Source organism: Azospirillum sp. B2RO_4 (assembly GCF_051124815.1).
Classification (GTDB): domain Bacteria; phylum Pseudomonadota; class Alphaproteobacteria; order Azospirillales; family Azospirillaceae; genus Azospirillum.
Genome location: NZ_CP118487.1, coordinates 331,625 through 352,143 on the forward strand (window position 1 = coordinate 331,625; position 20,519 = coordinate 352,143).

Sequence of the window (20,519 nt, forward strand, 5' to 3'; positions counted from 1 at the left end):
TCAGGTTGCCCTGCCCGCTTTACGGAGCGGTCCGCAGGGTGGTGTCGCCGTAGTATTTCCGGGTCGCCATGTAGCTGTTGTAGGGACCCTGGTAACCGCGCGAGGCCGCCTTCTTCAGGTTCACGTCGGTCATCACCGCCACGAACTTCGAATGGTCGATCGGCCCCAGGTCGGCGACCGCCTGCAGGTCGCTGGCCGTGGTGTGGCCCCAGCGGCTGACGAACATCACCTTCGACGCGGCGCCGCAGACGATGCGGGCATCCGACACGGCGAGCGCCGGGGCGGTGTCGAACACCACCAGATCGAAGTGCGGCGACAGGCCGGCCATCAGGTGGATCAGGCCGTCGACGTTGAAGCGGTCCAGCGTCTCCGACATCAGGCGGCCGGCCGGGATCATCGCATAGGGCGCGTCTTCGCTGGTATGCACGATCTCGTCCAGGGTGGCGGTGCCGGAAATCCAGTCCGACAGGCCCTTCTTGGCCGACAGGTTGAACAGGGCATCGATGCGCGACCGGCGGAAGTCGGTGTCGACCACCACCACGCGGCGGCCGGCCTGGGCCGCGACCTGGGCGACGGCGAGGCTCATCGAGGTCTTGCCGTCCTGCGGGCGGGCCGAGGTGACGGCGATGGAGCCGACCGGACCCATGTCCGCCAGGTGGTTGCGGAACAGGGCGCGCATCGATTCCGAGAACAGCGAGAAGGGGTGGTTCTGGAAGATCTGGTCCAGACGGCCGCGGGAACCGCGGGTGGAGTGGTGCGGGACGATGTGGACCGTGCCCACGCCCAGGATGCGGCGGACGGCTTCCGGGGTGCGGATGCGGCGCTGGAACAGCTCGATGCCGAAGACGATGAAGACGGCCACGGCGATGGAGGCGAAGAAGCCGGCCAGCAGCAGCAGCAGGCGGTACGGACCCGACGGCTCATGCGGGACCTGCGGCGCCGAGACCAGCTTGACGGCGGTCGGGAAGGCGCGGTTGTCCTGCTGGGCCTGCACCTCTTCCAGACGGCCGAGCAGGCTGTCCAGCAGCTGGCGCTTGGCCTGGGCCTCGGCCTCCAGCGTGCGCAGCGGCACCGCTTCCTCGGCCATGGTCTGATAGCCGGATTCCAGCTTGGCGATCATCGACTTCAGGGCGTTTTCCTGCTCGACGGCGACGTTGGCCGCCTCGCGGACGCCGGCGATCTCGTGGCGGACCTCCTGCTGCAGCGAGGAGTTCGCCTCGTTCAGGCGGGCCTGCAGTTCCTGGATGCGCGGGTGCTTCGGACCATACTGGCGCGACAGCTGGGCCAGTTCGGTGGAGATCGAGGCGACCGTGGCGCGCAGCTGGGCGACGACCGGCGAGGCGAGGCTGCCGCCGTTGCCGGAGCTGCGTTCCAGCGTCTGCGCCTGGGCGACGGCGCGGGCGCGGTTGGCGGCGGCCTCGGCCAGACGCAGGCGGGCCTGCTCAAGCTCGGTGGTCGCCATCAGGCCGTTGGTGCCGTTCTTGACCAGACCGGCCTTGAAGCGGACTGCGTCGACCTTGGTGTCGGCCGCGGCCACTTCCTTGCGCAGGGTGGCGATGCGGTCTTCCAGCCAGGCGATGGCGCTGGTGGACAGGTCGCGGTCCATCTGCTGGCGGGTTTCCATGTAGCGGTGGACGACGGTGTCGACCACCTTCTGGGCGATTTCCGGATCGCGCGAGGTGTAGCGGACCTGGATCACGCGCGACCGGCCGACGATGCCGACTTCCAGATTGCGGCGGACGCGGTCCAGTACCCCGTCGATGCTGTCGGCGGCGCGGGTCTCGCGCAGGTGGGTGTCCTTGGTCATGTCGTCGCCATGGGCCAGGACTGCATCGACGACGCCCGGCAGGTCGGGACCGAAGACGGCATGGGCCTGCTCACGCGTCCAGGCGGTGGCGCGCTCGACGAAGGGCTTGCTGTCGTCCGATTGGATCGGCGGGTTGAATTCGGGGTTGGTGGCCAGCCCCAGATCGGCGATCGTCTGGGTCAGCACCGCCGTCGACTTCAGGATTTCGATCTCGCTGAGGATCGCGCTGTCTTCCGGCGTGATCGCGTTCAGCGCCTGATCCTCCGCGCGGACGACGCGGACCTGCCGGTTGTCGACCAGCAGAAGGGCTTCGGAGGTGTATTTGTCCTTCATCAGCGAGACGCCGAAGGCCGACAGCGCGGTCAGCGCCAGCACGATGGCGGCGATCAGCGTCTTGTGGGCCGCCAGCACCCGCAGGATGAAGCGGAAGTCGGGACCCATCGCCGGAGCAGGGCCGTCGAACTCGCGCGGCGTGTGATGGCCGACCTGGGCGGGCCATGACGGAGCCGGCGGGCCGCCTGGACCTCCGTTATTGATCTGGGGAAGATTTTCCACGTCTCAAAGCTCCTTCTGGATAGGCGACCGGCGGATCGTCGACTGGGAGAGCCGGGGGGAGAGCCGGGTGGAAGCGGGCGCTGCGGCGCCCGTTCCGTGGGTGCGGAGGGATGCGGCACGGCGAAGGCGGACGGTGCTCCAGGCGAAGCCGAAGGCACCGATGCAATAGCGGCGGAACAGGCGGCGGGGCTCCTGCGCCAGGCGGAAGGCCCATTCCAGGCCGGAGCGCTGGACCGCTTCCGGGGCGCGCTTGAAGCGGCCCGCCAGGAAATCGACGATGGCGCCGCCGTTGACGATCAGCACCGGATGGTCGAGAGCGCGCTTCAGCTCAGTCGCGACCTCTTCCTGCTTGGGCATGCCCATGGCGAGCAGGATGACGTCGGGGCGGGTGGCCCGCGCCTGGGCAATGTAATGCTCCGTCGGGTGGAAGCCGTGCTGCAGGTCGGTGTAGCGGTGCGGGGTGGCCGCTTCCAGGACGACACGGGCACGGTCCAGCCACGGGGTAGCGGTGCCGTAAATGGCGACGCTGCGGGGGGTGAGCGATTTCAGCAGCAGCGGGATGAAGTCGGTGCCGTTCATGTTCAGGCCGGCCGGCCGTCCCAGCACCGGCAGCACCGCCTGCAACCCGATCCCGTCGCGCAGCAGAACGTCCGACGAGGCGAAGGCGGCCAGCGCCGCGTCCGAGCCCATGCAGACGTTCAGGCCATGCGCGTTCAGGAAGGACAGCACCGTCGGACGGTCCACCGCGCCCAGATGGTCGATCAGGGCCCGGCGCTCGCCGTCGTTCGAAATGCACCGCATGCGCTCGATCAGTTCCAGGACCTCACGAGGATTCGGCATGCGCATCTCCCAAAAAAATTAATCGGAACAAAGCATTGACCGTTTCGCGACCGTTCTTGCGGCCGATCCGGCCCGGCCCGACGTCGGGCCTGTCCACCGGGCGGCGGCGGCTAACCCGTTGGGGCCGGCCACCAAACCTGCGTGGCTCTATGTGGCCGGTCCTCCCCCCTTTTCGCACGGGCGAGATCGGCGAAACGGCGACGGATTCGAATTAGCCCGGGCTTGCTCCCTTCGGGGGATTCGGCTTGCCGAATCGACCGGTCAGACCCATAAAGAGGGACCCCTGCCATAAAGAGAGACCCTGGCGCTCTATGGCTGTTGTCCGGGGCAAGGGCGTATCCGCGCCGCCGGATCGGCCTCCCGGCCGATGATCCTGGCCGAAGCGCTTGCATGACCGGGGCAATTCCAAGAAAAGACGATCCATGACCGACGACACTTCCGACAACGCCCGTTCGGGCCGCACCCCCGGCACCGCCGACGAATTCGACCGCCGCGACGCCCTGCGCGCGGTGGCCGCCGTGGTGCGCGGCGACGGGATCGAGGTGGACGCCGACAGCACCCCGGCGCGCTGGTCGGTCGCGGTCAACCACGTCGTCCAGATCCCCGGCACCGACCGCAAGCTGAAGCTGCGCTTCAAGGTGGCTCTCGGCCCGCTTCCCGACATCGAAGCCGACCTGTGGGGCCTGCTGACCATCGACGAGGGCTTCGGCCGGCCGCAGGCCAAGGCGCTGGGCAAACGGGTGAAGGGCGCCTGCCTGTCCTCTCCCGCCATCGCCAAGGCGAAGGACCGGGTCGACGGCTGGTTCGCCTCGATGGGGCAGCGGGCGGCCGGCTTCGGCGAGTCCTGGCGGCCGAAGGGCTTCGCCGACGAACTGGGCCGCGTCGTCGGCTTCGGCGGCCGGATTCCGCGCTTGCAGACGCTGCTCGACGCGATGGAGGAGGCGTTCTCCACCGCCGCCGCCCGCGCCGGCCTGAAGGTCCGGCGGGAGCGGCTGGAGAATGCGTCCGGCATGGGCGTCTATCTGGACAGCTTCGCCACCGCCCGCGCGATGATCCGCAAGCTGCGGCTTTACGTCGGCCCGACCAATTCGGGCAAGACCCACGCCGCCATGGACCGGCTGGCGGAGGCCGAGAGCGGCTGTTACCTCGCCCCGCTGCGCCTGCTGGCACTGGAGGGGCAGGAGGCGCTGGAGACGCGCGGCCGGCCCTGCAGCCTCGTCACCGGCGAGGAGCGCGACGTGCGGCCGGGCGCCGCCTTCACCTCATCGACCATCGAGATGGTGAACACGTCCAAGGTGTGGGGCGCCTGCGTCATCGACGAGATCCAGATGATCGGCGATCCCGACCGCGGCTGGGCCTGGACCCAGGCGGTGGCCGGCGTGGCCGCTCCGGAAATCCTGATGACCGGCTCCGCCGACGCCATCCCCTACGTCAAGCGTCTGGCCGACGCGATGGGAGAGGAACTGGAGGTCGTCGAATTCACCCGCAAGTCGCCGCTGCGCGTCCAGGAGGAGCGGGTGAAGCTGGAGGATGTGAAGCCGGGCGATGCCCTGATCGCCTTCTCGCGCAAGGACGTGATGGCTCTGCGCCACGACCTGCTCGGCCGCAACCACAATGTCGCGGTGATCTACGGCGCCCTGTCGCCGGAGGTTCGCCGGGCCGAGGCGCGCCGTTTCCGCGAAGGCACCGCCGACGTGCTGGTGGCGACCGACGCCATCGGCATGGGGCTGAACCTGCCGGTCGCCCGCGTCGTGCTGTCCACCACCCGCAAGTACGACGGGCGCGAGGAGCGCGAGCTGACCGCGTCGGAGATCCGGCAGATCGGCGGGCGCGCCGGCCGCTTCGGCATGCATGAGGAAGGCCGCGTCGCCGTGCTGGACGGCGAGAGCATCAACCCGGTGCGCCGGGCGCTGACCTCGCCGCCGGTGCCGCCGGAAGACCCGCGCTCATGGATTTCGCCAAACCTCAGCCATGTCGAGGCCATCGCGCGCGAACTGGACACCGACAGCCTCGCCAAGGTGCTGCGCACCGCCGGGCAGGAGCTGTTGCGCGCCAACCAGACCTTCCGCATGACCGATCTGGAGCAGCGCATCCAGGCGGCGGCGGCGGTGGACCGCGCCAAGCTGCCGCTGGCGCAGCGCGACATGCTGGCCCGCTGCCCGATCGACACCCGCGACCAGAACAACCTGCGCCTTCTCGGCGGCTGGGCGGTCAACCAGGGCCGGGGCATTCCCAACGCCGCCCCCGATGCCGCCGAGCGCTTCCGCCACAGCGTCGGCACCGACGTGGAGCTGGAAAAGGCCGAGCGGGCGGTGAAGGAGCTGACCGCCTACGCGTGGCTGGCGTACCGCTTCCCCGATGCCTATCCCGAGATGGATCTGTGCCAGGAGCGCCGGGCGCACCTGAACGCCTTCATCGAGCGGACGCTCGCCGAGCGCTCGCTCGCCCGCGCCTGCCCGGTCTGCGGCACGCGGCTGAAGGCCAACCACCGTTTCCGCGTCTGCGACAATTGTTACAGCAGCCGCGTCGAGGAACGCCGGGGCGGCCGTCGCGGCGGGCCGGAGCGCGGCAACGGCGAGAAGCCGGGCGGCCACCCGCACCACTTCCACCATCCGGTGGCGAAGGAAGCCGGTCGCGACACCGGCCGGGGTGGTCCCCGTACAGGTCCAGGCCCCCGCACTGGACGTGGCCCGAAGCGGAAAAGCGCCACTCCATAAGGCGCTCTCTCCCGCTTCGGGAGTGGCAAACTCACGCCGCCGCGCTGCTGCCCGGAGTCGCTCCCTCGCGCTTTGGCCAGTTGATCTCCTCGACCGTGCCCTCCTCGCCCAGGAAGTAGCGGCGAAGCGGCGTCAGGTCGGCGCCCAGTTCATAGACCAGCGGGCGGCTGGTGGGGATTTCGAACAGCGGGATGTCGTGGTCGGCGACATCGTCCAGATGCTTGACCAGCCCGCGCAGGCTGTTGCCGTGGGCCGACACCAGCACCCGCGCACCCAGCCGCAGCGCCGGGGCGATCTCGTCGCGCCAGAAGGGGACCACCCGCTCCGTGGTGTCCTTCAGGCTTTCGCCGCGCGGCAGGTTGGCCTTCGCGAGGCCGGCATAGCGGCGGTCGGTAACGGCGGACCGCGGGTCGTCCGGCTCGATCGGCGGCGGCGGGACGTCCCAGCTTCGCCGCCACTGGAACACCTGCTCCGCCCCGTGGCGCTCCGCCGTCTCCGCCTTGTTCAGCCCCTGCAGCGCACCGTAATGCCGCTCGTTCAGACGCCAGTGCTTGTGCACCGGCAGCCACAGCCGGTCCATGTCGCGCAGGACGATGTGCAGGGTCTCGATCGCGCGGCTCAGCACCGAGGTGAAGGCGATGTCGACGTCGATGCCGGCAGCCTTGAGCAGGTCGGCCGCCTTGTGCGTCTCGGCGATCCCGCGGTCGGTCAGGCCGACGTCGGTCCACCCGGTGAAGCGGTCTTCCGCGTTCCACACGCTCTGGCCGTGGCGAAGCAGGATCAGTCGGTGCATGGCGGGTCTCCCTTCGGTAGCCGGCCGCCCATCGGGCACTTCCCTGTTGAAACAGACCTGTAGCCGCAGCGGTTCCCGCGACAAATCATCGCATGGCCGGGCGTGAGGGAGCCTGCCCGACCGTGCGTGGCAGTTTCAATCCGGTTTCATGATTGCCTCCGGAGACACCAATTATGTCAGCCGCGAAATCTTGGCGACATACTCGGACAATAATCGTGCGGTACGGTCACCCCACCTGAAATCACCGGCCGTGCCGGCCGCAGCGGATGGGAAGGGACGATGACCGAGCCGAACACGGGATCGCAGACTTCACACGGCGCAGCAGTCCTGCCGGGCACACCGCCGAACCATTCCGATTATCGCCCCAGCAACCTGACAACCTTGCGTACCGAGGCCACGATGCTGCATCATCATGACGTCATCTCCAGAGCCGTGTCGACCGACCGCGAGATCACTCTGGAGGCGCTTCGTGTGTTCACTTATCTGAGCCGGAGGCTCCATTTCGATCGTTCCGTTCCGGTGCTGCAGTCCGAACTGGCTGACGCGCTGGGCATGCAGCGGCCCAATGTGAACCGGGCCATCAAGCTGCTGGAAACCAAGCAGATCCTTCTGCGGGAATCCAAACTGGGGCGCGCGATTACGTTCCGGCTGAACCCGGGACTGGAGGGTGGCCGGGCCTGAGTGCTTCGTCAGGGTATGGAATGATCGTCGAGACCCGTGAGCTGTTCTTCACCAATTCCGCCCTGAAAAAAGCCCTCGCCTGGTACCAGAAGGCCCCCAATCAGACGGACCTGCCGCTGGGCGTCGTCACCACGGTGGCGCCCACCCCGGACGGTGGCTTGTCGGTCCAGATTCAGCAGAGCGGCGCCTCCAGAACGCGGGAGGTCCTGTTCACGCCCAGCAAGACGCTGGCGCTGCTTCTGCTCTTCTGTCGCCGCCAGAAGGTTCCGATCCCCCGCGATGCCGGGAAGGAACTGGAGGCTGCGGACGACGGCCTGATCCTGATCGTGCGCGGTGAGACGCCGACCGTCGCACCTCCTCCCTGAAGTTCCTGCCTGACCGGCCTGCCTGATCGACATCACGCCGCCGCGCATCCTGCGCGTGCGGCCTTTTGCCGTTTGCCCGGCTTTCCACGCGTCCAATGACGCGGTGCCTATGGGGCTGCTCGGTTCCGGTGTTCGACCTTTACGGAAGCCAATAGCACAGAAAATACTAAAAGTGGAGATCGGCGCGGTAATTGCGCGCAGAAGGCCATATCGTCGATGAAGCTGTATTCACCGGACGGACAGGTGGTTATGAACATCGTCATAGTCGCCAAGACCGGTCGCGTAGCATTGCTTCGTGTGATAAAGTTCCTTCTGCTATTGGGGCTAAGCTATAGTTCCGATCGATCAACCGAATGGGGATCCGCAGGCCGAGTCATCGGTCGAACATTCGTTGCAGCCGGAAACGCGACCTTTTCCTGCCAGAGTTGAACCGATTATTTCTCGTGCTTGCCAGCCGCAACATGTCCCTTTCGCCACCGCCGAGGATTTCCCGCCGATGATCGTCACCCGCCTGTCGCTGCCGCTTTGGAAGGAGCTTCGGTCCCATCGACCGCGGGTCCGTCCGATGCCTGCCTGACCGGGCCGATGTCATCGCCGCAGATGGCCCCATCACCCACGCCGTCCTCCGCCTTCGTCCGCCGGATCACCGCCTCGCCGCGGACGCTGGTCGCGGTTCTCTGCGCCACGCTGGCATTGCTGGGAACGGCATCCTGGGCGGCCGTCACCGCGCTCGATTACCGGGACACGCTTGAACGCGCCGAAGACGACGCCCGGCAGGTGGCCATCCTGTTCGACAGCCACGCCCGGGGCGTGCTGGACGCCAACATCGACCTGCTGGAACAGATCGCCGGCCGGATGGATGGCCGGGGGCTGAAGTCGTGGGCGGAACGCGGCCTGCCGGAAGCGATGGCGGTGGAACGCAACGGCCGCATCGCCCTGCTGGGTGCGGACGGTTCGCTGCGCTATGGCTCCACCGTCGCCTTTGCCGAGCCGGAAACCAGCGACGGCCTTTCGCTGCTGGTCCGCCCCTTACCGCCGGGGGAGGAACATGGCATCCTTCCGGCCTTCGGTCATATGGCCGGCCAGCCCGCAATTCTCTTCGCCCGCCGCATCCACACCGCGGCGGGCGTTTTCGACGGTGCCGTCCTGGTGGCCGTTCCGGTGTCGGCCCTGAAACCGGTGCTGAACGCCTTCGGCGACGGCATGGCGCGATCCGTCGGCCTGTACCGTCCCGACGGCATCCGGCTGGCCGGTATCGGCGTCCCCTCGCTTGGTCCCCTGCCGCGGCTGGATGACGGGACGATTCGGGTCGATGCGAACTGGACGGGAACCGGCAAGCCGTCGGTCATCGGTGTGAAGCGGATGGCCGACCTGCCGATCCTGTCGGCGGTAACCATCCCGCGCAGCGCCGTGCTGGAGCCCTGGTATGTCCGGATGGAGCGCGGCCTCGTCGTGGTGGTTGCCGGTGTGGCGGCGCTTGCCGGACTGTCGCTGCTGGGGGCCGCCAGCCTGCGGCGCGAGGCGCTGGCCCGTCAGGCCCTGACCGAGGCGAACGCCCAGCTGGAGCTGGCCAATGCGCAGTTGGAGGAACGGGTGGAGGAGCGTACCGCCGCCCTCAGCACCCTCAATCTGAAGCTGAGCCGGGCGCTGGAGGAAAAGGAGCGGGCCAATCAGGCCAAGGGCCGGTTCCTCTCGGCCGCGAACCATGATTTGCGCCAGCCCTTCCAGGCCTTGCGGCTGTTCCATCACATCCTGATGGAACGGCTGGCCGAAACGCGCGACCGCAACATCGCCGAAAAGATGGGCGAGGCGCTGGATGCCGGGGAAAAGCTTCTGCACGCCCTGCTGGAGGTGGCGACGCTGGACGCCGGCGTCGTCCGGCCGCAGCTGGCCGACGTGCCGGTGTCGGCGGTGTTCGAGGAACTGCTGGCGGAATTCCGCGGCATGGCGACGGAAAAGGGGCTGACGCTGCGCGCGATGCCGACCCGCATGGTGATCCGCACCGACCGGACGCTGCTGACGCGCATGCTGGGCGATCTGCTGCGTAATGCGATCCGCTTCACCGACAAGGGCCGTGTCACCATCGGCTGCCGCCGCCATGGCCGCTGGCTGCGCATCGAGGTGTGGGACACCGGGACGGGCATCCCCGCCGAACAGCTCGACAACATCTTCGAGGATTTCGTCCAGCTCGGCAATCCGGAGCGCGACCGGCGCCAGGGCCTCGGCCTCGGGCTGGCCAAGGTGCGGCGCAAGGCGGCGCTGCTGGGACACACGGTGGAGGTGCGGTCGCTCCAGGGCCGCGGTTCCGTCTTCGCGGTCAATGTGCCGGTCGTCGGCACCGAACGGCCGCCGACCCTGGTACCGGTCCAGGAGCCCGATCCTGTTCAGGCCGGCGACCGGCTGATCCTGGTGGTGGAGGACGATCCGATTCAGCGCGACGCCGTGCGGCTGCTTCTGGAAAGCTGGGACTATCGGGTGATCGCGGCGGTCGATGGCGAAAGTGCCCTGTCACTGTTCGGCGGGAAGAATGCGGGGACGGCGCCACCGGTCGGTCCCATGCCCGACCTCATCGTCAGCGATTTCCGGTTGCCGGGACGGCTGACCGGTGTGCAGACCGTGGCGGCGGTGGGGGAGCGGCTGGACCGGCCGGTGCCCGGCCTGATCCTGACCGGCGATACCGCGCCCGAACGCATCCGCGAGGCGGTCGCCACCGGCTGCCGGCTGCTGCACAAGCCGGTGTCCCCCGATGAGCTGCGCGACGCCATCGCCGCCATTCTGTCGGAACGGCCGGGAAGCCGCTCGGCCGATGGCGGCGAATCCGATGGCGGCGAACAGGCGCTGGAGAACGAGTCCGCGGCGTGAATTAACCCTTTCTGAAGCCGGGTTGCCTCAAACTGGCGCAGAAAAGGGGAGTTCACAGAGCCATGGTGCAGAATCGCACGCTCAGACGTCTTGACCAGACGCAGCTCGATCTGGCGGTGCGGAAGCACGAGATGTTCCGCAATGCCCGGGTGGGCGGAGCGCGCGCGAACCTGTCCTTCTGCGATCTGTCCGGGCTGGACCTGTCGGGCCGCGACCTTGCCCACGCCGATTTCGTCGGCGCCAGTCTGCGCGGCGCCAATCTGGCCGGCGCGCGTCTCGACTGCGCCTCCTTCTTCGTCGCCGATCTGCGGCAGGCCAATTTCGACGGCGCCAGCCTGATCAAGGCCGACCTGCGCGGCGCCTGCCTGCGCGGCGCGATCCTGGTCGGCGCCAACCTGTTCGAGGCGGACCTGCGCGACGGTTCCCTGGCCGAGAAGGACCGGTCCGGCCATCTGCACATGGTGCAGATCGACTCCACCCCGGCCGAGGCGGACGGCGCCGACCTGTCGGGGGCCAACCTGACCAATGCCCGGATGTCGGGCGTGATGGCGATCCACACCGACTTTTCCGATGCGGTGATGCGCGGCTGCAAGCTGGTGCGGGCGACCATGCGCGGCGCCAACTTCACCGGCTCCAACATGGAAGGTGCGGACCTGTCCGGCGCCGACCTGCGCGGTGCCTGCCTGCGCGGCGCGGTGCTGACCGGCGCCGTCATGGTGATGACCGACCTCACCGACGCCGACGTGGAGGAGGCGCTGACCGACAAGCCGGTCGGCCGCGTGGTGGCGGAGCTGGGGCGGTCGCTGGAGGATCTGCTGGGCGACCATATGACCTGGGTGGGGTCGAGCGGGGCGCAGGGCGCGATGCTCGACCTGTCCGGATTCGACCTGCGCCATGCCCCGTCGCTGGCCCACCTGTGCCTGACCATGCTGCGCGCAGTGGGGGCGACGCTCTACGGCCTGGACCTGTCGGGCGTGCAGCTTCAGGCCGCCGTGCTCGACAGGGCCGACATGCGCGGGGCGAAGCTGGCGGACGGCGATCTGCGCGGCATCAGCCTGCGGAACGCGAAGCTGAACAACGCCGACCTGCGCAACGTCAATCTGCGGCCCCTGGTGTTCGACGAGCACCGTTCCCGCCATGCCGACCTGTCGGGGGCGAAGCTGCGCTATGCCGATCTCAGCGGCGCCTGCCTGCGGTCGGTCAATCTCGGCAATGCCGACCTGTCCTTCGCCAACCTGCGCGGCTGTGACCTCGCCAGGACCGACCTGACCGGAGCCAAGCTGTTCGGCGCCAAGATCGAACGCCGCGCCCTGGCCGAGGGGGCAGTCCTTGACGGTGTCGCCGGCCTGAAGCTTTAGCGCCAGGAGGTCAGGCCGTCGCCCGCGGCAGCTTATTGACCAGACGCCGCAGCTCCAGTGCGGCGCGGTCGGCGATCCGCTGCGCTTCCACCAGCACGCCGGTCAGGTCGCCGACCTCCGGCGCGATCTCACCCGCCGCGTCGGACATGGCGTCCAGTTCGGCGGCGGCCTTCTCGATCAGCCCGGTCACCACGCCGGCCGGGCCGGCGGCAGAATCGAAACCAGCCATGGGAAAATCCCTTATATAAATGTGGATATCGGGAGTGTGTCGCAATCCGCCCCGCAGTGCAACGGCTTCCGCTGCGCTGCACAAGAGACGTTCGGAGCGCCTGTATCGGCGGGCCGGGAGACAGTGCCCGCTTGCCCTGCCGGTGGCGGCGGCGGTACACACGGGAAGGCTGTCAGTCGAAAGGTCCAGAAGATGCCGGAATCGGTCCCGTCCGACCGCGTGACCGCGGCCGCCGCCGCCATGATGGTCTATCTGACCGACCGGCAGTTCGACGCCGAAAAGATCAACCGGTTCACCGCCCTGTGCGAGGAGATCCGCCGCGATCTCGACCTCGACGGCCGTCTGGCGCTGGCCGAGCGGCTGGAGCGCGAGGCGCCGTCGAACGACAATGTCCGGCTCCGCTCGGTCCTGTTCCTGCTGACCGGCGATCTCTATCACTATGAGCGCATTCTCCATTACCTGATTCTCGGCGGCGACAGCGCCGATCCGGCGGCGCTGCACTACACCCACTGGTGCATGTCGCGGCAGCTGTTCCTCGGCACGGCCAGCGGCGACAAGCTGGCGAGCTTCGTGCCCTGCGACCAGTTCCGCTATTACACGGCGATGGTCCGCCAGATCGCGCGGCGCTGGGGCCTGACGCCGCCGCGGGCGACCTTGCGCGACGGGCCGATCCGCCGCGTCGCGGTGGTGACCAACCAGTTCACCAACCAGGGGCATCAGCCGACCCGCGACTGCTTCGATTTCGCCGCCCGCATGCAGGACGAGTTCGGGCTGGATGTCGCCATCATCAACGTCAACGGCCTGCCGGCACGGGTCGAGAGCGTCTTCATCCCGCCGATGGTGGCGGAGGTCGCCGCCGATCTGGAGGGCGTGTACGCGCTGAGGATGTTCGGCCGGCAGGTCAAGGTCGCGTCCTTCACCCAGCCCGCCTTCAGCCAGGACAAGCTGCGCGTCATCGTGGAGGCCATCGACGGCTACGACCCCGACCTGATCGTGTCTTTCGGCGGATCGAACATCGTCGCCGACCTGTTCGCCGACTCCGGCGCCCGTCCGGTGGTGGCGCTGCCCACCAGTTCCGGCATCACCCTGTCGCTGGCCCCCATCGTGCTGGGCTTCGAGGAGCGCGACCACACCCAGTCGATTCCGGCGCTGTATCGCGCCCCCTTTGCCCGCCGGTTCCGCCCCTTCACCTTCGGCTACACCCTGCCGCCTTCGGAGGGAGTGCGCGTGGACACCGGCTTCGCCGACGGCACGCCCCTGTTCGCGGTGGTCGGCACCCGCCTGGACCAGGAGGTGACGGGGGAGGTGCTAGGCCTGCTGGACGATATCCTGGACCGCTGCCCCGATGCCGGCCTCCTGTTCGCCGGCGAGGTGCGGGAACTGCCGGCGCGACTCGCGCCGCTGCGCAACGGGCAGCGCATGCGCTGCCTGGGCCATGTCCCCGACATCCGCGCGCTCTATGGCCGCTGCCGCGTCTTCCTCAACCCGCCGCGTCAGGGCGGCGGCGGCGGCGCGGCCTTCGCCCTGGCCGAAGGACTGCCGGTGGTGACCTATGGCTGGGGCGACGGAGCGGTGGTTTCCGGTCCAGAATTCTGCGTGTCCGGCCGCGACGCCTATCTGGAGCGCGCCGTGACGCTTGCCACCGATGACTCTGCCTTTGCTGCGGCCGGAGCCGCCGCCAAGGCGCGCTTCATCGAGATCGGCGACCGCCACCGCTGCGTCGAACGGCTGATCGCCTATGGCGAGGAGGCGCGGTCCCTGCTGCGCGCCGAACGAGCCGGAGCGAATTAATCTTCCTTCACATTTTCGTGGAAAACTGATCCCCGGTTCTTGGTCCCTTGGAAAGCCGCCCCTTGCCGAACGCAATTCCCAGCCATGGTTCCCCCGGGCGTCCTCCGATGTCCATCGCCGGCCGTGCGATCGGGCCCGGCCATCCGCCCTATCTGATCGCGGAGATGTCTGGGAACCACAATGGCGACCTGGGCCGCGCCCTGGCGCTGGTGGATGCGGCGAAGGAGGCGGGTGCCGACGCGGTCAAGCTGCAGACCTACACCGCCGACACCATCACCATCGCCCATGACGGCCCCGGCTTCCGGCTGGAGGGCGGGCTGTGGGGCGGACGCACCCTGCATGACCTCTACCGCGAGGCGCACACCCCGTGGGAGTGGCATGTCTCGCTGTTCGAGCGGGCGCGGGCGCTGGGGCTGACCATCTTCAGTTCTCCCTTCGACGAGACCGCCATCGAACTGCTGGAGGATCTCGACGCCCCGGCCTTCAAGATCGCGTCCTTCGAGATGATCGACCTGCCGCTGATCCGCCGCGCCGCCCGCTCCGGCAAGCCGCTCATCATTTCGACCGGCCTCGCCACACTGGGCGAGATCGAGGAGGCGGTGGCGGCGGCCGGCGACGTGCCGCTCGCCCTGCTGCACTGTGTCAGCGGCTATCCCACCCCGCCGGAGGACTGCAACCTCCGCACCATCCCGCATCTGGCGGAGACCTTCGCCGGCGTCACCGCCGGCCTGTCCGACCACAGCCAAGGCATCGCCGTGCCGGTCGCCGCCGCGGCGATGGGCGCCACCATCATCGAGAAGCATTTCACCCTGTCGCGCGCCGACGGCGGGGTCGACAGCGCCTTTTCCCTGGAGCCGGCCGAGTTCAAGGCGATGGCCGACGCCGTGCGCGCGGCGACCGCCGCCATGGGCCGGGTCGACTATAGGGTGAAGCCCAGCGAGGCCGGCGGGCGCGACTACCGCCGCTCCCTCTATGTCGTCGCCGACGTGGAGGCGGGAGAGCCGCTCACCGCCGCCAATATCCGCTCCATCCGTCCCGGCTTCGGCATGGCGCCCAAGCATCTGCCGGAGGTGCTCGGCCGCCACGCCGTCCGCCGCCTGAACCGGGGGGAGCCGCTGTCCTGGGACATGCTGGCGCCTCCAATGCAGGAGGACCGGCATGGATAAGCCACGCGTCGTCGCGATTTCGCAGGCCCGGATGACCTCCACCCGGCTGCCGGGCAAGGTGCTGATGCCGGCTGCCGGCCGGCCGTTGCTGGCCCACCATCTGGAGCGGCTGTCCCGCACGCCCGGCCTGGACGCGGTGGTGCTGGCGACGACGGTGAATGCCGCCGATGATCCGGTGGCGGAGTGCGCGCAGGGTCTCGGCGTCACCGTCTTCCGAGGCGACGAGCAGGATGTGCTGGGCCGCTTCGCCGGTGCTGCGGCGCTGGCCGGGGCCGATCTGGTGGTGCGGGTCACCGCCGACTGTCCCCTGATCGACCCGGCGCTGGTCGGCCGCCTGATCGCCGCCTTCCGCGAAGGCCAGCCGCTGGATTACCTGTCGATCGACAGCACCCGCTACCCGCGCGGCCTCGATGCCGAGATCTTCCCGCGCCGCCTGCTGGACGAGGCGGCGGCCAACGCCACCGACCCGGCCGAGCGGGAGCATGTCACGCCCTACCTCTATTGCCGCCCCGACCGTTTCCGGCTGGGGACCGCGCTGGCGCCAGACGCGCCGGTGGAGCCGTCCGACCAACGCTGGTGCGTGGACGAGCCCGCCGACTACGAGTTGGTCCGCCGCCTGTTGGAGGCGCTGGTCCCGTCCAACCCCGGTTTCGGCTGGCAGGATTGTTGCAAAACTCTTCGCGACCACCCCGATTGGGTGGACATCAACCGTTCGGTCCGGCAAAAGACGCTGCACTGATCCGGTCCCGGTTCGACCAAGGAGAAAAGCTTATGGATCGCAATGAATTCCTTCTCGCTCTTGACGAGATGCTCGAACTGGATCCCGGCACGCTGACCGGCGACGAGACCCTGGAATCGCTGGAAGCCTGGGATTCGCTGGCGGTCATCAGCTTCATCGCGCTGGTGGACGAGAAGACCGGCGTGGTGGTCGAAGGCGAGAAGCTGGCCAAGGCGAAGACGGTCGGCGACCTGCTGGCGCTGGCGGGTGCCCCGGTCGCGGCCTGAGCGGTGCCGGTGCCCGTTTCCCGGCCTGTCTCCACCCGGCCCGTTTCTGAAGGCAGCCGCCTGCGCGCCGGTGTCGCCACCGTCGCCGGCGGCCCTGCCGCCTATATGTCGGTCGGCAGCGGCGGCGTGCCCGTCCTGCTTCTGCATGGCTTCGCCGGCGACCGCCTGACCTGGCAGTTCAACCTGTCGGCACTGTCGTCGCGCCGGCGCGCCATCGCCGTCGACCTGCCGGGCCACGGCGGATCGACGCCCGATGTCGGCAGCGGCCGGGTCGCCGACTTCGCCCCCTGGCTGGTCGAGTTCCTCGACGGGCTGGAACTGCCGCGGGTGCATCTGGTCGGCCATTCGATGGGCGGCTATGTCGCGCGCGAACTGGCCGGGCTGGCGCCCGACCGGGTGGCGAGCCTGACCCTGCTGTCGAGCGCCGGGCTCGGCACGCCCTTCGACCTCGACTTCCTGCGCCGGGCCATTGCGCCCGCCGACGTGGCGGAGGGGCGTGCCTGCGCCGAACGGCTGTTTGCCGGTCCGTCGCCGCTGATCCCCCGCTTCGGCGAGGTGCTGCATGCCCAGGGCGCCGATCCGGTCCGCCGTGCCGGGCTGGAGCGCATCATCGAGGTGTCCTTCGCCGCCCATGCCGACGGCGGCGGGCCGCCGGTGGACTGGAGCGCCTATCCGATGCCGGTCCAGGTGCTGTGGGGCCGCGAGGACCGCATCATCCCGCTGCCGCCCGCCGACCGGCTGCCGCCGGACGGCCCGTTCCGGGTCTTCGACAATGCCGGCCATCTGCCGCACATCGAGGCCGCCAGCCCGGTGACCGCCGCCATCCGGACCTTCCTGGACGGCTGCGACGAGTCCCATTCCTTGAGCTGACCAGACCATGACCGACAGCATCTTCGCCATGATCGCCGAGGAACTCGGCCGCATCGCCGCCGACAAGGGGGAGGTGCTGCCGCTCCTGACCACGGACAGCCGGTTCCTCGACGGCGACCTGCCGATCGATTCGCTCGACCTCGCCACGCTGCTGGTGGTGCTGGAACAGCGCACCGGCCAGGATCCCTTCCGCGAAGGCTTCCGCCAGTTCACCACCGTCGGCGAGCTGGCGGCGCTCTACACCGTTCCTGCATGACCGGCCGCCGCCCCGACTGGATCCATCCCGCCTTCCGCCTGATCGAAGGGGAGGACGTCTTCGGCTGGGCGGAAATCTCCGCGCTGCCGGCGCCGGCCGGAGGCATCGTGCAAGCCGACCGGCCCTCGCGCGTGCTGGCGGCACTAGCGGCCGCAGAGGCGGCAGGGCAGGGGCTTCTGCTGGCCCGCGGCAGCGTGGGCACTGATGGCTGGCAGTGCGGGCAGGGCTTCTCGGTCTCGTTGGAAAGCTCCGGCACCACCGGCACGCCCAAGCGCCTGCGCCATGATTTCGCCCGGCTGCGCGGCCGGCTGCGCGGCGTGGCGGAGGAGGGCGCGCGCTGGCTGCTGACCTATGATCCGGGCGCCTTCGCCGGCCTTCAGGTGATGCTGACCGCCGCCGCGGCCGGAGCGGTTCTGGTCGCCGTGCCCAATAGCGGCCGCGTGACCATCGCCGCGCTGGCGCAGGCGGCGCGCCAACATGCCGTGACCCATGTCAGCGGCACGCCCAGCTTCTGGCGCGCCTTCTTGATGGCGCTTGGCAACCAGGAACTGCCGCTTGCTGCGGTGACGCTGGGGGGCGAGGCCGCCGACCAGCCGCTTCTCGACCGGCTGGCGGAGCGGTTTCCCCATGCCCGGCTGCGCCACATCTACGCCTCGACCGAGGCGGGGGCGCTGTTCGCCGTCGCCGATGGACGGGCCGGCTTTCCGGCGGCCTGGCTGGACCATGCGCCGGATGGGCTGGAACTGCGCATTGCCGACGGCGTGCTGGAGGTGCGCAGCCCGCGCGCGGCACCGGGGGCGGTCGATGCCGATGGCTGGCTGTCGACCGGCGATCTCGTGGAACGCCGGGACGACCGGGTGCTGTTCGCCGGCCGGCTCGACGGGCTGGTCAATGTCGGCGGGGTTAAGGTCTCGCCGGAGGCGGTGGAGCGGCGCCTGTTGGCGGTCGACGGGGTGGCGGACGCCGCCGTCGTCGCGGTGCCGAGCCCGATCACCGGCCATCTCCTGACCGCCACCATCGTTCCGGTCCCAGGTGCCGGGGAAGCCGCCCTGCGCGCATCCCTGCGCGCCGCCACCGCCGACCTGCCGCCCGCTGCCCGTCCGCGCGCCCTGACCTTCGCCGACCACATCCCGCTGAGCGCTGCGGGCAAGAAGAGCCGAAAGGGAACCCCATGACCGCGCCAGGCGCCGCCTCAGTCGCATTTGGGCCGAAGCGCCACGTCATCGTCACCGGCGGCAGCCGCGGCCTTGGTCTTGCGCTGGTGGAGGCGCTGCTGGCCGACGGCTATCGGGTTTCCACCTGCAGCCGCTCCTCCTCCGAAGCGCTGGAACGGCTGGCCGGCCCCGACCTGTTCTGGCACCCCTGCCGCATCGGCGACGGCGGCGAGGTGCGCGCATTCTTCGATGCCGCGGTCGCCTGGGGCGGCGAGGCGCCGCTGTGGGGGCTGGTCAACAATGCTGGCATCGCCCGCGAAGGCGTGCTGGCCACCTTCCCGGAGGTGGATGCCGAGGCGGTGATCCAGACCAACCTGACCGGCGCGCTCCAGGCCGCCCGCGCTTTCCTGCGGGCCAAGCTGGTGGAGAGGGGGGCAGGCGCCCGCGGTGGACGGATCGTCAACATCTCCTCCATCATCGGCCAGCGCGGCTATGTCGGGCTCGCCGCCTATTCGGCGTCGAAGGCCGGGATGGACGGGCTGACACGGGCGCTGGCGCGCGAGGTCGGACGGCGGTCGATCACCGTCAACTCGGTGGCGCCGGGCTATCTCGACACCGAGATGTCGGGCACCCTGTCGGACGGCCAGCGCGACCAGATCGTCCGCCGTACGCCGCTGGGGCGGCTCGGCACCGCGGCGGACGTGGTTCCACTGGTCCGTTTCCTGCTCGGTGACGGCGGTGGCTTCATCACGGGACAAACCCTTACGGTGGACGGCGGCATCACCTGCTGAGGCCGCAAGAGACGCCGCAAGCAAACGGGGGAGGCGGAGATGGTCGCCAGCCGGATCGACGGGGTGGGCGTGCGCGGCGTCGTCGGCTGCGTGCCGGAAGGACGCGAGACGGTCGGGGATCTCGCCCGCCGCTTCGGCGGGGACGCGGCCCGCAAGATCGCCGCCGCCACGGGGATCGAGGAGCGGCGGATCGTCGCCCCCGGCCAATGCACCAGCGACCTTGCGGAGGCCGCCGCCCGCCGGCTGCTCGACCGGCTGGGCTGGGAACCGGGCAGCATCGACCTGCTGGTCCTGGTGACCCAGACCCACGACCAGACGCTGCCGGGCACCGCCTCGCTCCTGCACCGGCGGCTGGGGCTGCGCAAGGGGGCGGCGGTGCTCGACGTCACCCATGGCTGTTCCGGCTTCGTCTATGGGCTGTGGACAGCGGCGGGGCTGCTGAAGACGGCCGGTCGGCGGGCGCTGCTGCTGGTCGGCGACACCACCTCGCGGCTGGTCGATCCGGAGGACCGCGCCGTGGCGCCCCTGTTCGGCGACGGCGCCGCCGCAATCGCCCTGGAACTGGACGAAACAGCTGATCCGATGGTTTTCGACCTGGGCAGCGATGGCGCCGGTGCGCCCTATCTGGCGGTGGAGGGCGGTGCCATGCGCAATCCCGACCGGCCGCCGCGGCTGTTCATGGACGGAACCCAGGTGTTCGCCTTCACCCTGCGTGAGGTGCCGGGCAGCGTCCGCGCCGTGCTGGAGGGTGCCGGCTGGACCACGGATATGGTCGACCACCTCGTCCTGCATCAGGCCAACGCCCAGATGATCCGCCATCTCGGCCAGAAGCTGGGGGTTTCCGCCGATCGCACCGTCGTCGCCTTGCGGGAGGTCGGCAACACCAGTTCCGCCTCCATCCCGCTGGCATTGGCCGGTTCGCTGGCGGAGCCGCTGGCCTCGGGCCGCCGCCGGCTGCTGCTGTCGGGCTTCGGCGTCGGCTGGTCGTGGGGCAGCGCGGCCCTCGCCGTTGGACCGCTGGCGGTGTGCGAAACGGTTGTCCTGCCCGGCAGGAAATACCCGGCAGAATCTGCCGCCCCGGCAACCCCTGCCCCCTGACCGGCAGAATTTGCCGGCAGGTGGGCAAAATTTGCCGGGTGCATTCCTGCCTACCGGTACGGATTACCAAGGAAACCCGGCAAATTTGAACTGGCCCGCTTCTTGCCTACCCCTTTGGCGGGGGAATTAGTCCCCTTCCGGGCCAAGCGTTCCGAAAGCGGTGCGCGTCCGGACATTGATC

The 20,519-nt window shown here is 69.3% G+C and carries 18 protein-coding genes; 14 read left to right on the forward strand and 4 right to left on the reverse strand.

Annotation, left to right across the window (positions count from 1 at the left end):
* Positions 1 to 19: 19 nt before the first annotated feature.
* Both PWS46_RS19100 and PWS46_RS19105 read right to left on the reverse strand, forming a co-directional pair.
* Positions 20 to 2,362 carry a GumC family protein gene (locus tag PWS46_RS19100; protein ID WP_434622994.1) on the reverse strand — a complete coding sequence of 781 codons (2,343 nt, stop codon included), beginning with the start codon at positions 2,360 to 2,362 and terminating at the stop codon, positions 20 to 22.
* 3 nt (positions 2,363 to 2,365) lie between these two features.
* A complete protein-coding gene (locus tag PWS46_RS19105; RefSeq protein ID WP_434622995.1) occupies positions 2,366 to 3,202 on the reverse strand; it encodes a WecB/TagA/CpsF family glycosyltransferase in 837 nt (278 codons plus the stop codon).
* A 422-nt stretch (positions 3,203 to 3,624) separates the two neighbouring features.
* Here PWS46_RS19105 and PWS46_RS19110 point away from each other — a divergent pair, with 422 nt between their 5' ends.
* Positions 3,625 to 5,919: a helicase-related protein gene (locus PWS46_RS19110; RefSeq protein WP_434622996.1), complete on the forward strand. Its 2,295-nt coding sequence runs from the start codon at positions 3,625 to 3,627 to the stop codon at positions 5,917 to 5,919.
* 31 nt (positions 5,920 to 5,950) lie between these two features.
* Here the strand turns inward: PWS46_RS19110 and gpmA are convergent, their stop codons facing one another.
* Positions 5,951 to 6,712 carry a 2,3-diphosphoglycerate-dependent phosphoglycerate mutase gene (gene gpmA / locus PWS46_RS19115; protein ID WP_434622997.1) on the reverse strand — a complete coding sequence of 254 codons (762 nt, stop codon included), beginning with the start codon at positions 6,710 to 6,712 and terminating at the stop codon, positions 5,951 to 5,953.
* Positions 6,713 to 6,991: 279 nt separating this feature from the next.
* Here gpmA and PWS46_RS19120 point away from each other — a divergent pair, with 279 nt between their 5' ends.
* The 4 genes from PWS46_RS19120 to PWS46_RS19135 all read left to right on the forward strand — a co-directional run bounded on the left by PWS46_RS19120 (position 6,992) and on the right by PWS46_RS19135 (position 11,978).
* Positions 6,992 to 7,393 (forward strand): MarR family transcriptional regulator, encoded by a 402-nt coding sequence (locus tag PWS46_RS19120; RefSeq protein ID WP_434622998.1) that lies wholly within the window; start codon positions 6,992 to 6,994, stop codon positions 7,391 to 7,393.
* A gap of 20 nt (positions 7,394 to 7,413) precedes the next feature.
* Positions 7,414 to 7,758, forward strand: a complete 345-nt coding sequence (locus PWS46_RS19125; protein WP_434622999.1) for a hypothetical protein — start codon at positions 7,414 to 7,416, stop codon at positions 7,756 to 7,758.
* Positions 7,759 to 8,343: 585 nt separating this feature from the next.
* Positions 8,344 to 10,620, forward strand: coding sequence for a hybrid sensor histidine kinase/response regulator (locus tag PWS46_RS19130; RefSeq protein WP_434623000.1), 2,277 nt, complete (start codon positions 8,344 to 8,346; stop codon positions 10,618 to 10,620).
* A 62-nt stretch (positions 10,621 to 10,682) separates the two neighbouring features.
* Positions 10,683 to 11,978, forward strand: a complete 1,296-nt coding sequence (locus tag PWS46_RS19135; protein ID WP_434623001.1) for a pentapeptide repeat-containing protein — start codon at positions 10,683 to 10,685, stop codon at positions 11,976 to 11,978.
* Positions 11,979 to 11,988: 10 nt separating this feature from the next.
* Here PWS46_RS19135 and PWS46_RS19140 read toward each other — a convergent pair whose 3' ends face one another.
* Positions 11,989 to 12,207, reverse strand: coding sequence for a hypothetical protein (locus tag PWS46_RS19140; RefSeq protein WP_434623002.1), 219 nt, complete (start codon positions 12,205 to 12,207; stop codon positions 11,989 to 11,991).
* Positions 12,208 to 12,399: 192 nt separating this feature from the next.
* On the opposite strand from PWS46_RS19140, the gene PWS46_RS19145 reads away from it, so the two are divergent.
* The 9 genes from PWS46_RS19145 to PWS46_RS19185 all read left to right on the forward strand — a co-directional run bounded on the left by PWS46_RS19145 (position 12,400) and on the right by PWS46_RS19185 (position 20,338).
* The gene (locus tag PWS46_RS19145; RefSeq protein ID WP_434623003.1) at positions 12,400 to 13,998 is read left to right on the forward strand and encodes a glycosyltransferase; all 1,599 of its coding nucleotides are present in this window, start codon (positions 12,400 to 12,402) and stop codon (positions 13,996 to 13,998) included.
* 107 nt (positions 13,999 to 14,105) lie between these two features.
* Positions 14,106 to 15,164, forward strand: coding sequence for a pseudaminic acid synthase (gene pseI, locus PWS46_RS19150; protein ID WP_434623004.1), 1,059 nt, complete (start codon positions 14,106 to 14,108; stop codon positions 15,162 to 15,164).
* A complete protein-coding gene (locus tag PWS46_RS19155; RefSeq protein WP_434623005.1) occupies positions 15,157 to 15,903 on the forward strand; it encodes a cytidylyltransferase domain-containing protein in 747 nt (248 codons plus the stop codon). Before pseI ends, PWS46_RS19155 begins: the two co-directional genes overlap by 8 nt.
* A 32-nt stretch (positions 15,904 to 15,935) precedes the next feature.
* The gene (locus tag PWS46_RS19160) at positions 15,936 to 16,169 is read left to right on the forward strand and encodes an acyl carrier protein (RefSeq protein WP_434623006.1); all 234 of its coding nucleotides are present in this window, start codon (positions 15,936 to 15,938) and stop codon (positions 16,167 to 16,169) included.
* A 9-nt stretch (positions 16,170 to 16,178) separates the two neighbouring features.
* On the forward strand, positions 16,179 to 17,039 hold the full coding sequence (locus PWS46_RS19165) for an alpha/beta fold hydrolase (RefSeq protein WP_434623007.1): 861 nt from the start codon (positions 16,179 to 16,181) through the stop codon (positions 17,037 to 17,039).
* Positions 17,040 to 17,046: 7 nt separating this feature from the next.
* Positions 17,047 to 17,295 carry a phosphopantetheine-binding protein gene (locus PWS46_RS19170; RefSeq protein ID WP_434623008.1) on the forward strand — a complete coding sequence of 83 codons (249 nt, stop codon included), beginning with the start codon at positions 17,047 to 17,049 and terminating at the stop codon, positions 17,293 to 17,295.
* Positions 17,292 to 18,470, forward strand: a complete 1,179-nt coding sequence (locus tag PWS46_RS19175) for an AMP-binding protein (protein WP_434623009.1) — start codon at positions 17,292 to 17,294, stop codon at positions 18,468 to 18,470. Before PWS46_RS19170 ends, PWS46_RS19175 begins: the two co-directional genes overlap by 4 nt.
* Entirely contained in the window at positions 18,467 to 19,240 is a 774-nt protein-coding gene (locus tag PWS46_RS19180; RefSeq protein ID WP_434623010.1) for an SDR family NAD(P)-dependent oxidoreductase, read from the forward strand. The genes PWS46_RS19175 and PWS46_RS19180 overlap by 4 nt, the downstream gene beginning before the upstream one ends.
* 39 nt (positions 19,241 to 19,279) lie before the next feature.
* A complete protein-coding gene (locus tag PWS46_RS19185; protein WP_434623011.1) occupies positions 19,280 to 20,338 on the forward strand; it encodes a 3-oxoacyl-ACP synthase III family protein in 1,059 nt (352 codons plus the stop codon).
* Positions 20,339 to 20,519 lie beyond the last annotated feature (181 nt).

What these genes read in the sequence shown, in the direction of transcription:
- PWS46_RS19185 (WP_434623011.1), top strand. Translation starts at nt 19,280, where the DNA reads ATGGTCGCCAGCCGGATCGACGGGGTGGGCGTGCGCGGCGTCGTCGGC.
- PWS46_RS19155 (WP_434623005.1), top strand. Translation starts at nt 15,157, where the DNA reads ATGGATAAGCCACGCGTCGTCGCGATTTCGCAGGCCCGGATGACCTCC.
- gpmA (WP_434622997.1), bottom strand. Translation starts at nt 6,712, where the DNA reads ATGCACCGACTGATCCTGCTTCGCCACGGCCAGAGCGTGTGGAACGCG.
- PWS46_RS19110 (WP_434622996.1), top strand. Translation starts at nt 3,625, where the DNA reads ATGACCGACGACACTTCCGACAACGCCCGTTCGGGCCGCACCCCCGGC.
- PWS46_RS19180 (WP_434623010.1), top strand. Translation starts at nt 18,467, where the DNA reads ATGACCGCGCCAGGCGCCGCCTCAGTCGCATTTGGGCCGAAGCGCCAC.
- PWS46_RS19170 (WP_434623008.1), top strand. Translation starts at nt 17,047, where the DNA reads ATGACCGACAGCATCTTCGCCATGATCGCCGAGGAACTCGGCCGCATC.
- PWS46_RS19160 (WP_434623006.1), top strand. Translation starts at nt 15,936, where the DNA reads ATGGATCGCAATGAATTCCTTCTCGCTCTTGACGAGATGCTCGAACTG.
- PWS46_RS19135 (WP_434623001.1), top strand. Translation starts at nt 10,683, where the DNA reads ATGGTGCAGAATCGCACGCTCAGACGTCTTGACCAGACGCAGCTCGAT.
- pseI (WP_434623004.1), top strand. Translation starts at nt 14,106, where the DNA reads ATGTCCATCGCCGGCCGTGCGATCGGGCCCGGCCATCCGCCCTATCTG.
- PWS46_RS19130 (WP_434623000.1), top strand. Translation starts at nt 8,344, where the DNA reads ATGTCATCGCCGCAGATGGCCCCATCACCCACGCCGTCCTCCGCCTTC.
- PWS46_RS19120 (WP_434622998.1), top strand. Translation starts at nt 6,992, where the DNA reads ATGACCGAGCCGAACACGGGATCGCAGACTTCACACGGCGCAGCAGTC.
- PWS46_RS19125 (WP_434622999.1), top strand. Translation starts at nt 7,414, where the DNA reads ATGATCGTCGAGACCCGTGAGCTGTTCTTCACCAATTCCGCCCTGAAA.
- PWS46_RS19105 (WP_434622995.1), bottom strand. Translation starts at nt 3,202, where the DNA reads ATGCCGAATCCTCGTGAGGTCCTGGAACTGATCGAGCGCATGCGGTGC.
- PWS46_RS19175 (WP_434623009.1), top strand. Translation starts at nt 17,292, where the DNA reads ATGACCGGCCGCCGCCCCGACTGGATCCATCCCGCCTTCCGCCTGATC.
- PWS46_RS19145 (WP_434623003.1), top strand. Translation starts at nt 12,400, where the DNA reads ATGCCGGAATCGGTCCCGTCCGACCGCGTGACCGCGGCCGCCGCCGCC.
- PWS46_RS19140 (WP_434623002.1), bottom strand. Translation starts at nt 12,207, where the DNA reads ATGGCTGGTTTCGATTCTGCCGCCGGCCCGGCCGGCGTGGTGACCGGG.